This window comes from Actinoplanes sp. NPDC051494 (genome assembly GCF_044454705.1).
GTDB lineage: Bacteria > Actinomycetota > Actinomycetes > Mycobacteriales > Micromonosporaceae > Actinoplanes.
Genome location: NZ_JBITDZ010000005.1, coordinates 419,897 through 431,321, shown reverse-complemented (window position 1 = coordinate 431,321; position 11,425 = coordinate 419,897). Strand labels below are relative to the sequence as shown.

Annotated in this window: 10 protein-coding genes; 8 read left to right on the top strand and 2 right to left on the bottom strand. The window is 72.6% G+C overall.

All coding sequences use genetic code 11. The features are described from left to right. Positions 1 to 28: 28 nt before the first annotated feature. The gene (locus ACIA6A_RS21105) at positions 29 to 1,246 is read right to left on the bottom strand and encodes an FAD-dependent monooxygenase (RefSeq protein WP_396099429.1); all 1,218 of its coding nucleotides are present in this window, start codon (positions 1,244 to 1,246) and stop codon (positions 29 to 31) included. A 71-nt stretch (positions 1,247 to 1,317) separates the two neighbouring features. On the opposite strand from ACIA6A_RS21105, the gene ACIA6A_RS21100 reads away from it, so the two are divergent. Next, positions 1,318 to 1,923, top strand: a complete 606-nt coding sequence (locus ACIA6A_RS21100) for a TetR/AcrR family transcriptional regulator C-terminal ligand-binding domain-containing protein (RefSeq protein ID WP_396099428.1) — start codon at positions 1,318 to 1,320, stop codon at positions 1,921 to 1,923. Here the strand turns inward: ACIA6A_RS21100 and ACIA6A_RS21095 are convergent. Further along, positions 1,880 to 2,941 (bottom strand): LLM class flavin-dependent oxidoreductase, encoded by a 1,062-nt coding sequence (locus tag ACIA6A_RS21095; protein ID WP_396099427.1) that lies wholly within the window; start codon positions 2,939 to 2,941, stop codon positions 1,880 to 1,882. The genes ACIA6A_RS21100 and ACIA6A_RS21095 overlap by 44 nt on opposite strands. 85 nt (positions 2,942 to 3,026) lie before the next feature. On the opposite strand from ACIA6A_RS21095, the gene ACIA6A_RS21090 reads away from it, so the two are divergent. The 7 genes from ACIA6A_RS21090 to ACIA6A_RS21060 are packed head-to-tail and all read left to right on the top strand — an operon-like array spanning position 3,027 to position 11,419. Further along, a complete protein-coding gene (locus ACIA6A_RS21090) occupies positions 3,027 to 4,742 on the top strand; it encodes an ABC transporter substrate-binding protein (protein ID WP_396099426.1) in 1,716 nt (571 codons plus the stop codon). Positions 4,743 to 4,746: 4 nt separating this feature from the next. After that, the gene (locus tag ACIA6A_RS21085) at positions 4,747 to 5,703 is read left to right on the top strand and encodes an ABC transporter permease (protein WP_396099425.1); all 957 of its coding nucleotides are present in this window, start codon (positions 4,747 to 4,749) and stop codon (positions 5,701 to 5,703) included. Continuing rightward, on the top strand, positions 5,700 to 6,503 hold the full coding sequence (locus tag ACIA6A_RS21080) for an ABC transporter permease (RefSeq protein WP_396099424.1): 804 nt from the start codon (positions 5,700 to 5,702) through the stop codon (positions 6,501 to 6,503). The genes ACIA6A_RS21085 and ACIA6A_RS21080 overlap by 4 nt, the downstream gene beginning before the upstream one ends. Continuing rightward, entirely contained in the window at positions 6,500 to 8,089 is a 1,590-nt protein-coding gene (locus tag ACIA6A_RS21075) for an ATP-binding cassette domain-containing protein (protein WP_396099423.1), read from the top strand. The genes ACIA6A_RS21080 and ACIA6A_RS21075 overlap by 4 nt, the downstream gene beginning before the upstream one ends. Further along, on the top strand, positions 8,086 to 9,294 hold the full coding sequence (locus ACIA6A_RS21070) for an LLM class flavin-dependent oxidoreductase (protein WP_396099422.1): 1,209 nt from the start codon (positions 8,086 to 8,088) through the stop codon (positions 9,292 to 9,294). The genes ACIA6A_RS21075 and ACIA6A_RS21070 overlap by 4 nt, the downstream gene beginning before the upstream one ends. Continuing rightward, the gene (locus ACIA6A_RS21065) at positions 9,291 to 10,217 is read left to right on the top strand and encodes an LLM class flavin-dependent oxidoreductase (protein WP_396099421.1); all 927 of its coding nucleotides are present in this window, start codon (positions 9,291 to 9,293) and stop codon (positions 10,215 to 10,217) included. The genes ACIA6A_RS21070 and ACIA6A_RS21065 overlap by 4 nt, the downstream gene beginning before the upstream one ends. Further along, positions 10,214 to 11,419 carry a hypothetical protein gene (locus ACIA6A_RS21060; RefSeq protein WP_396099420.1) on the top strand — a complete coding sequence of 402 codons (1,206 nt, stop codon included), beginning with the start codon at positions 10,214 to 10,216 and terminating at the stop codon, positions 11,417 to 11,419. Before ACIA6A_RS21065 ends, ACIA6A_RS21060 begins: the two co-directional genes overlap by 4 nt. Positions 11,420 to 11,425 lie beyond the last annotated feature (6 nt).

Here is an 11,425-nt window from a genome sequence, read left to right as displayed (position 1 = left end):
TTCGGCAGGCAAGCGGTGAACCGGGCGATCAGACCGGGCGCGAAAGGGTTGCAGTCTCCGGACCCGGCATCAGGCGGCTGAGGGCGGCGGCGACCGGGCGGCTCTGCACGAGACGCATGGCCAGGGCGTTGGCCCGGATGCCCCACACCGTACGGGGTGCGGCCGCGCTGACCCGGCCGGGGAACATCCGCTGGGCGGCGGTGACCCGCGGCCGCATGGTCGCCTCGTAGCGGGTCAGGGCGTCCTCGACGGTGGGGGCGGTGGTGAGCGCGCCGGCCAGGGCTTCCGCGCCCCGCAGCGCCAGCGCCGTGCCGAGGCCGCTCAGCGGGCTGGCGCACCAGGCGCTGTCGCCGAGCAGGACGACCCGGCTGCGGTGGTAGCCCTCCAGGTCTATCTGGTCGTAGGTGTCGAACGCGAAGTCCGGGGCGACCCGGGCGGCGGCGAGGAGTTTGGGGGTGCGCCAGCCCACCCCGGCGAAGGTCGCGTCGAGCAGGGCGAACCGTTCGGCCCGGGGTGGCAGGCCGGTGGCCGGGAAGGTGAAGCCGATCTCCTGTTCGCCGGGCCGGCCCGGGCGGGCCTCGACGACCCGGGAGCCGGGGGCCTGGTGCATGAGGAACCAGCCGTCGAGGGCGGGGGTGCCGGGCTGCTCGGTGAGGGTGAACCAGGCGTGCGCCAGGCCGAGCGGGCGGCGGTACGCGGTCTCGGGGCCGAAGGCCAGCTCGCGCACCCGGGAGTGGGTGCCGTCGGCGCCGACGACCAGGTCGAAGTCCTCGGTCGCGCCGTCGTTGCGGAACGTGGCCCGCACGCCGCCGGGGCGAGGCTCCAGGTGGGTGACCGTGTCGCCGAAGCGGTGCGTGACGCGCGGGCCGGCCGCGTCGTGCAGGATGCGGGACAGGTCGCTGCGCAGCAGTTCGTGCGACGAGACGAGGCCGCGCCCGCCGAACGCCTCGACCGGCATCGCGGCCAGGGGGCGGCCGGTGGCGTCGATCCAGGCGGCGCCGCGTTGCGGGACGAGCCGTTGCCGGCAGGCGCCGAGCAGGCCCATCCGGTCGACGGTGGCACGGGAGTCGCCGCGCAGGTCGACGGTCTGGCCCCCGGTCCGCAGCGCCGGCGCGAGCTCGACGACGGTCACGTCCCAACCCGTGCCGGAACCGCCCGCGCCGGGGAGGCCCGTAGCGGCGCGGCCGAGGAGGACGGCCAGGGCGTCGCCGGCGATGCCGGCGCCGACGATGAGAGTACGTGCCATGGGGCACCTCCGAGAGGGACGACGTCGTTAACGCGAGAGTAGTCGCGTTAGGTGACGATAGGCTAGGCCCTGTGGTGCAGGAGACGGGCAGGGCGCGGCCTGGTGGCCGGACCGCGCGGACGCAGGAGGCCGTGCACGCGGCCGTGCGGGAGCTGCTGGGGGAGAACCCGGGTGGCGTCTTCACGATCGCGGAGGTCGCGGCGCGTTCCGGCGTGCACCAGGCGACGATCTACCGGCGGTGGCGTTCGCCCAGCGGGCTGCTGCTCGACATTGCGGTCGGGGAGATCAACGACCGGTCCCCGGTGCCCGCGACCGGGGATCTGCGGGCGGATCTCAGCGCGTACGCGACCCGGCTGGCGACCGGCATGACCGGCCCCGGTGCGCTCGACTTCCTGCGGGCGCTGATCGCGGCGGCGAACGACTCGGTGGAGGAGCTCGCGCTGCCCCGGGTGGAGCAGTTCCAGGCCATGCTCGACGCGGCCGGGGCGCACGAGCTGTCACCGGTGGACATCGTGGAGCTGATCCTCGCCCCGATGTATCTGCGGGCGATGCTGCCGGTCGCGGCGTGGAACGGGCTCGCGGAGGCGGAACGGCTGGTGGACAACGTCCTCGCCGTCCGCGAGCGCCGGGCGGTCAGTCGCGCAGCAGCGGGAGCAGCTGGTCGCCCTGGCGCCTGATCTCCGGGAGGTACGGCGTGTCGGAGAGGATGAAGTGCGTGATGCCCAGGTCCTGGTAGCGGCGTAGCGAATTCGCCACCTCCTTCGCGGAGCCGACCAGCCAGGTCGTGCCGGCGCCACCGCCGCCGAATTTTCCGGGCGTGGTGTACAGGTTGTCGTCGAGGACCTCCCCGCGGGCGGTCAGGTCGAGCAGGCGCTGCTGGCCCACGGCCGTACGCCGGGCCTGGTCTTGCGGGGTGGTCCCGATCCCTTTCGCCATGCCCGCGACCTTGGCCTCGGCGTCGGCCCAGGCCTGGTCGGAGGTGTCGCGCACGAGCGTGGTGATGCGCAGGCCGAACTCCAGCGGGGCGTGCTCGCGGCCGAGGGCGGCGCCGAGGTCCTTGAGCCGGGCGATGCGTTCCGCGACCCCGTCGAGCGGTTCGCCCCAGAAGAGCTGGACGTCGGCCTCGGTGGCGGAGACCCGCTCGGCGGCCGGGGAGGCGCCGCCGAAGTAGAGCCGGGGCGGGCGCGCGAGGCGCGGGACCACGGTGGAGCCGGTGACCTGGAAGTGGTCGCCGGAGAATGTCACGTTCTCCTCGGTCCAGAGCCGGCGGACGAGCTGGATGAACTCCCTGGTCCGCGCGTAACGGTGGGTCTGGTCGCCCTCGCTGTCGCCGTACGCCGCGAGGTTGTCCTGGCCCGAGACGATGTTGATCAGGAGCCGGCCGCCGCTGAGGTGGTCGAGGGTGGCGGCCGCCGACGCGAAGTTGGCCGGCCGCCAGTAGCCCGGGCGCACCGCGACGAGTGGCTGGAACGTGGTGGTGCGGGCGGCCAGCGCGGCGGCGACGGTGAACGTGTCGGGGCGGCCCCAGCCGGTGCCGAGCAGGGCGCCGCCCCACCCGTGGCGTTCCAGGGCGAGGGCATGGCCGGTGAGGGTGTCCAGCGTGTTGTGGCCGGTGACGACGTCGTCACCGCGGTGGCCGGGTTCGGCCTGGTTGGGGATGTACCACAGGAATTCGTTGGCAGCACTGTCACTCATGTAATCCTCAAATCCTATCGGGCATATAGCTATTGTATAGATACCAGCAGGACCCCGGATACGCCAGAAAAGTGAGTGACCCCCCATGTCAGACGTTCGTTCCACCATCGAGCAGGCCGCTCCCGGCCGCCGCAAATGGCCCTGGGCCGCTGCCGCCGTCGTGCTCGTCCTGCTCGCCGCCGGGATCGGTGTCGCGGTCACCCGCGGCGGCGACAGCGCCGAGGCCGGCGGTGACGGCCGGCCGGTCACGGGCGGCACGCTGCAGTTCGCGCTCATCGACTACCAGCGCAGCCCCGATCCGCAGTGGGGCACCAACTATGCCGAGTCGCTGATCGGCAACAACATCACCGACAAGCTGACCTGGCAGGACCCGGACACCGGCGCGATCACCCCGTGGCTGGCCGAGTCCTGGCAGTACAACACGGACCTGACCGAGTTCACGTTCCACCTGCGCAAGGACGTGACGTTCAGCGACGGCACGCCGTTCGACGCGGCCGCGGTCAAGGCCAACTTCGACCAGTACGTACACGGTGACGAGAAGCTGGGCATCAACCCGAACGGCGCCACCCTGCTGCCCGGCTACGTCGCGACGGCCACCCCTGACCCGTACACCGCGGTGGTCCGTTTCTCGAAGCCCCTCGCCAGTTTCCTGCAGGCCTCGTCGTTCACCGCCAACGCGCAGCCGGGTTTCCTGGCCCCGGCGACGCTGAAGCTGAGCGCGCAGGAGCGCGCCGACCCCAAGAAGATCATCGGGACCGGACCGTTCGTGTACGAATCCTGGGAGCAGCAGGTCAAGACCGTGATCGTGAAACGGGCCGACTACCACTGGGCGCCCGCCGCGATCAAGCACGAGGGTGCGGCCTACCTGGACAAGGTCGTGTTCAACACCATCCCGGAAGCGAGCGTCCGCACCGGTTCGCTGGTGTCCGGCACGATCGACGCGACGCTCGACGTCGGCACCACCGACGAGAAGCCGCTCGCCGACCAGGGTTTCTCGATCATCAGCCGGGGCGTCTCCGGCACCGCGATCTACTTCAACTTCAACTCGCAGCTGTTCCCCACCGACGACATCGCCGTCCGCAGGGCGATCCAGCTCGGCTGGGACCGTGACGCGATCGCCAAGACCGTCCTCACCGACTCCTACTCGGTGGCGACCTCGGTGCTCGCGCCGTCGGTCATCGGCTACGCGGACCACAGCGGCACGACCCTGAGGTACGACCCCACCCGGGCAAGCGCTCTGCTCGACGCCGCCGGCTGGCAGCCGGGCCCGGACGGCGTACGGGTGAAGGACGGCCGCAAGCTGGTCGTGAAGCTGCTGGGCATCAGCAACCTGGTGGCGAACAAGCCCGCGTACGAGTCGGTGCAGCAGGACCTCAAGAAGATCGGCATCGACCTGCAGCTGTCCGTGCTGCCGATCCCGGACTACGCCGCCCAGGTGGCCAAGGCCAGGACCGACTGGAACGTCACCGCCGCCAACCGGTCCCGCAACGACGCGTCCGCGCTGAACCTGACCTACAGTCCCGCGCTCGGCAACGGCTCCTACCTGACCGCCGACTCCACCGGCGTCGACCTGAACGAGGTCACCACCACGCTCGGCAAGCTGGAGACCACACTGGACCCGGCCACCCGCAAGGGTTACGCCAAGGCCGCCCAGGACCTGCTGCTCGACAAGTACGCGCTGGTCAGCCCGATCTACAACCCGTCACAGGTGATCGCCCACGCGCCGGACGTGCACGGCATCATCTTCGACGCCCAGTCCCGCAACCACTTCGTGGACGCGTGGAAGAGCGACGGGAAGTGACGACATGGCCCGCTACATCGCGCTGAAGGCCGGCCGCGCCGCGTTCGTGGTCTGGGCCGCGTTCACCGTCACCTTCGTGCTGCTGTTCGTGCTGCCCGCCGACCCGGTGGACCTGCTGTTCGACCCGGCCGAGCTGAACACCGTGACCCCGGAGGTACGCGAGCGGGTCGCCGCCAACTACGGCTTCGACGAACCGGTGCTCATGCAGTACCTGCACCGGCTCGGGCATGCGCTGACCGGCGATTTTGGCTCCTCGGTGCAGTCCGGCAAGACGGTCACCACCGCGATCCTCGACGTGCTGCCGGCGACCCTGGTGCTGTCGGCCGGCGCGCTGGTGCTGGCGGTGCTCGCGTCGCTCGCGATCGCGCTGGTCGCCACGTCGACCCGGCACGAGTGGGTGCGCAACCTGGTGGAGGCGCTGCCGTCCGGCGCGGTGTCGGTGCCGGTGTTCCTGTCCGGCATCCTGATGCTGCAGGTGTTCTCGTTCCAGCTGGGCTGGTTCCCGGCGTTCGGCGACGACGGGGCGGCCGGCATCGTGCTGCCGCTGATCACCCTCGCGATCCCGGTGACCGGGCCGATCGCGCAGCTGCTCGTGCGCAGCTTCGCGACCGAGTTCCACTCCGGGTACGTCACGACGAGCTGGGCGAAGGGCGCGACCCGGGGCGGCATCATCCTGCGCGACGTGTTCCGCAACGCCGGCCTGCCGGCGCTGACCATCGCGGGCATCACGTTCGGCAACCTGATCGCCGGGTCGGTGATCACCGAGACGGTGTTCGCCCGCAAGGGGGTCGGCCGGCTGGCGCAGAGTGCCATCAACACCCTCGACGTGCCGCTGGTGCAGGGGATCGTCGTGTTCGTCGCGGTCAGCTTCGCGCTCATCAACCTGAGCGTGGACCTGGTGTACCCGCTGCTCGACCCGCGGCTGCGGGCCACGATCGCGGCCCAGGGCGCGGCCGGATGACCGCCACGGTCCGGCCGACCCTGATCGTGTCCTGGTTCGTCGTGCTGGTCGTGATCGGCTGGGCGGTGCTGCCGCAGCTGTTCACGTCCTACGACCCGTACGCCGGGGACACCACCGCGAGCTTCTCGCCGCCGAGCGCCGAGCACTGGTTCGGCACCGACCGGCTGGGCCGCGACCTGTTCGCCCGCAGCGTGTACGGCGCGCACACCACCCTCACCGCGACGCTGCTGGCCGTGGTCGTCGCGTTCGCCATCGGTACGGCCGTCGGCCTGGTCGCCGGCTTCACCGGGGGCGCCACCGACACCGTGATCATGCGGTTCGTCGACGTGTTCCTGGCGATCCCCAGCCTGCTGCTGGCGATGGTGGTGGTCTCGGTGCTGGGCTACTCCACGAACAACATCGCGCTGGCCGTCGGCATCTCGTCCATCGCGTCGTTCGCCCGGGTGATGCGCTCGCAGGTGCTCAAGGTCGTCACCCAGGACTACGTCCGGGCCGCGTACGGCCTCGGTGCCGGCCGGCTCGGCGTGATGCTGCGCCACGTCGTACCGAACTCCCTGAGCCCGGTCGTCGCCCTCGCCGCGCTGGAGGTGGGCACGGCGGTCCTGGCCGTCGCTTCGCTGGGCTTCCTCGGATACGGCGCACCACCCCCGGAGCCCGAATGGGGACTGCTCGTGGCCGAGGGACGCGACTACGTGGCCGTACACCCCTGGGCCTCCATTCTGCCCGGGCTCGCCCTGGCGACCGTGGTCGTCGCCACCCACCGGATCAGCACCTCGTTCCGCAAGGAGCACAGCCGATGACCGAGCCTTTGCTGCGGATCACGAACCTGCACATCGACTACAGGACCGGACGGCGGCACGGCACTCCCGCGGTGCGCGGCGCCGGCCTGCACGTGGCGGAGGGCGAGTTCGTCTCGCTGGTGGGGGAGTCCGGCTCGGGCAAGACCACGCTCGTCCAGGGCGCGCTCGGGCTGCTGCCGCCCGCGGCCCGCCGCACCGGGGGCTCGATCGCCTATTCCGGTGTCGACGTGACCGGCTGGAACGACAAACGGATGGCCCGGGTACGCGGCAACTACGTCGGTTTCATCCCCCAGGACCCGAACACGTCGCTGAACCCGGTGCGCCGCGTCGGCCACCAGGTGATCGAGGCGGTCCGCTTCAACGAGCCGGCCCGGCGCACCGCCGCCGAGCACCGGGAGGCGGCCCTGGACAGCCTGCGCACCGCCGGGCTGCCGGACGCCGAACGGGTGTTCCACCAGTACCCGCACGAGCTCAGCGGCGGCATGAAACAGCGGGCGCTGATCGCGATCGCGCTGGCCGGGCGGCCGAGGATCATCGTGGCGGACGAGCCCACCAGCGCCCTCGACGTCACCGTGCAGAAGGTCATCCTGGACCACCTGGTGTCGCTGCGCGAACGGCTCGGCATCGGGATCCTGCTGGTCACCCACGACCTCGGTGTCGCCGTCGAGCGCTCCGACCGGATCCTGGTCATGCGCGCCGGTGAGATCGTCGAGCAGGGCCCGGTCGAGCACATCGTGCGGCACGCGAGCGACGACTACACCCGCCGGCTGCTCGCCGCGTCGCCCGCCCGCCTCGAACCCCTCATCTCCCGGGAGCCCTCCGGGACCGTCGTGCTCCGGGCCCGCGCACTGACCAAGACCTACCGGAGGGTACGGGCCCTGGTCGCCGCCGATCTGGTCGTGCGCGAGGGGAGCACCCACGCCATCGTGGGGGAGTCCGGCGCCGGCAAGTCGACGCTCGCCGGGATCCTGGCCGGGTTCACCACCGCCGACGGCGGCACCGTCCATCTCGGCGACACCGAGCTGACCGGGCCCCGCCGCCGGGAGAGCCGCCGCCGGGAGAGCCGCCGCGACCTGCAGTTCGTGTTCCAGAACCCCTACACGTCGCTCGACCCGCGGTTCACCGTGCGCCGGATCATCGAGGAGCCGCTGCGGGCGTTCGGTGTGCTGACCCCCGGCCGGGTGAGCGAGCTGCTGGCCGCGGTGGCCCTGGACGACAGCTACCTGAGCCGGTTGCCGGGCCAGCTCTCCGGTGGTCAGCGCCAGCGCGTGGCGATCGCCCGGGCGATCGCGCTCAACCCCCGGATCCTGGTGCTCGACGAGGCGGTCAGCGCGCTCGACGTGTCGGTGCAGGCCCAGATCCTGCGACTGCTCGTCGATCTGCAGGAGCGGTTCGGGCTCAGCTACGTCTTCGTGACCCACGACCTGGGCGTGGTGCGGCTGATCGCCGACGACGTCACGGTCATGAAGGACGGTGCCGTCGTCGAGTCCGGACCGGTGGCGGCGGTGTTCCGCGATCCCCGGCACGACTACACCCGGCGGTTGCTCGAGGCGATCCCCGGCCGGGAAGTGAGGAGTACGCCATGACACGGCAGCTGCACATCAACGTCAACATCCTGAACGCCGGGGTGTTCGGGGGCTCCTGGCGCTTCCCGGGCACCGACGGCACGGCCAGTTACACCGTCGAGCACTACACGGCGATCGCCCGCAGGGCCGAGCGGGCCAAGCTCGACGCGGTGTTCCTGGCCGACGGGCCGTCACTGGACCCGGGCGTCAAGCACCGCACCGCCAACAATCTGGAACCCACCGCGGTCCTGGCCACGATCGCCGCGCAGACCTCGCACGTGGGCCTGATCGGCACCCTGTCGTCGTCCTACAACGACCCGGCCGAGATCGCCCGGCGCCTCGGCGACCTCGACGTGGTCAGCGGCGGCCGTGTCGGCTGGAACGTGGTCACCACCGCCGGCCCGGTCGCGGCCCGCAACTTCGGCCGCACCGGCGAGATCGACCACGCCCGCCGCTACGAACGCGCCGCGGACGTCACCGCGCGGGTCGTCGACGCCTGGTCGGGACGCACCCGGTTCGTGTCCCCGCAGGGCCGGCCGGTCGTGGTCCAGGCCGGCGGCTCCCGCGACGGCCGCTGGCTGGCGTCGCGGGTGGGCGAGGTGATCTTCTCGGCCGACCAGGACCTCGACCACGCCCGGGCGTTCCGCGCCGAGATCCGCGCCGGTGCCGCCGAGTACGGCCGCGACCCGTCCGAGATCGTCGTGCTGCCCGGCCTGTCCACGGTGGTGGGCAGCACCGAGGCCGAGGCCAGGGCCCGCCGCGAGCTGCTCGACGACCTGCTGCCCGATGCGTACGCCCGGGCCCGGCTCGCCGGCCAGCTCGGCATCACGCTCGACGGGTTGTCCGACGACGAGCCGATCCCCGCCGGGCTGCTCACCGACCCCGACGAGGCCGGTGGCTCCCAGACGTTCTACCGGGTCGTCAAGGCGATCATCGACCGGGAGAACCCGACGCTCGGGCAGCTGCTCAAGAAGCTGTCCGGCGGCGGCGGGCACCGGATCGTGGCCGGCACGCCCGAGCAGATCGCCGACGACATCGAGACGTGGTTCCGGGCCGGCGCCGCCGACGGTTTCAACGTCATGCCGGACGTGCTGCCGTCGGGCTTCGACGACTTCGCCGACCACGTCATCCCCGAGCTGCAACGACGCGGCCTGTTCCGCACCGAGTACGAGGGCACGACCCTGCGCGAGCACCTGGGTCTCCCGCTGAGAGGCAGGACCGCATGAGCACCATCGTCCAACTCGCCCTGACCACCGGGCAGCCGCTGTCCGCCACCGACGCGCTCGTCGCACTGGCCGAGCGGGCCGGGGTCACCGCGATCCGGCTCACCGACACCGGCGCGCTCGACCCGACCGTCACCGCCGGATACCTCGCCGGGCGGCACCGCGGCATCGGGTTCGTCGCCGAGGTGCCGACCACCCACCACGCGCCCTACAACACCGCCCGCCGGATCCTGTCGCTCGACCGGGCGTCCGGCGGCCGGACCGGCATCGTCCTGCGCGCCGGCACCGGCGACGAGGTCAGCGACGTCACTGCCCCGGATCCGTCCGCCACCGGCAGCACCGCCCGCTGGAGCGAGTACGCCCGGGTGCTGACCCGGCTGTGGGGGTCGTTCCCCCGGGAGGCACTGCTCGGCGACCAGGACGCCGGTCTCGTCGTCGACGACACGCTGATCCGGCCGATCGACCACGACGGCGCGTTCTACCGGGTGGCCGGCCCGCTCGACGGCCCGTCGTCGCCGCAGGGCCGCCCGGTCGTCGTCGCCGACCTGAGCGACCTCTGGCCGGGCGACCCCGGCCTGGTCACCGCGGCGGGCTACCTCGACGTCGTGGTGACCGGCCGGGACGTCGACGCCGGTCCCGCGCTGACCGCGGCGCTGCACCGGGTGGGCCGGTCGCGGGCCGAGGTGGCACTGCTGGGCCGGGCCGAGGTCGGGCCGGCCGAGCTCGCCGACGCCGCGACGTTCGCCCTCGGACTGCTCGCCTGGGCGGCCGGGCAGCGGCTCGACGGCTTCGAGCTGGTGCCGCGCGGTGACCCGGAGGCGGTGGTCCGCGAGCTGGTGCCCCGGCTCGCCGAGCCCGGCGGCCCGCCCCGGGGCACGCTGCGGGACGCGTTCGGGCTCCCCGGGACCGCGGCGGTGGTGGCGTGACCGCCGAGGTGATCGCCCCCGGGACCACTCGCACGGTCGAGGGGATCCGGGCGGCGATCGCCCCGGTCCTGCGGCGGCTGGGCGCCGCGGCCGGCGAGCGGGAACGGACCCGGACCTACGCGTTCGAGGACGTACGGGCGCTCGCGGAGCACCGGATCACGCTGGTGGGCATCGCCGGGCGCGACGGCGGGGCCGGCGGATCCGTACGCGACGTGCTGGACCTGGTCGTCGCCATCGCCCGGGCCGACTCCAACGTGGCCCAGGCGTTGCGCAGCAGCTTCCTGACCGCCAACCAGGTCGCGTCGCGGCCCGGCCTGCCGCACCGGGAACGGACCCTGCGGCGGCTGCTCGCCGGGGACCTGTTCGCCGGCACCGGCAACGAACGCTCCGGCGGGGCCAGCGGATCCGTGCACACCACGATCCGGCCCGACGGCGACGGGTACGTCATCGACGGCGAGAAGTATTACTCCACCGGCGGCCTGTACGCGTCGTGGTTCTCGGGCACCGCCACCACCGCCGACGGCACGGTCGTCGGCTTCACCGTGCCGGTCGACCGGGACGGCGTGCACCGCCTCGACGACTTCGACGCGGTCGGGCAGCGGCTGACCGCCAGCGGCACCACCCGGCTGGTCGGCGTGCGGGTGAGCGCCGACGAGCTCACCGCGCGCGACAACGCCCGGCTCGACAACCCGTGGCTGGGCACGTTCGCGCAGCTGTACCTGGCGGCGATCCAGGCCGGGATCGCCGCGGCGGCCCTCGACGACGCGGTCCGCTTCGCCCGGGAGAAGGCCCGGCCGATCAAGCACAGTACGGCGGCCACGAGCGTGCAGGACCCGTACGTGCGCGAGACCGTGGGCCGGATCGCCGCGCACGCCCAGGCGGCCCGCTCTGTGGTGCTGCTGGCGGGGGAGGAGCTGCAGGCCGTACGCGAAGCATCCGGGACCGCCGCCCGCGCAGCCGGCGCCCGAGCGGCGGTGACCGCCGCCCAGAGCGGGGTGACCGCGATCGCCTCCGCGCTGACCGCCGCGGAACTGCTCTTCGACGTCGGCGGCGGCTCCGCGACCGGCCGGGACATCGGCTTCGACCGGCACTGGCGCAACGCGCGCACGGTCGCCAACCACAACCCCCGGCAGTGGAAGGCCGCGGTGGCGGGTGCCTATCACCTGACCGCCGAGGAACCGCCCACCACCGGACTCTTCTGAGAGGCA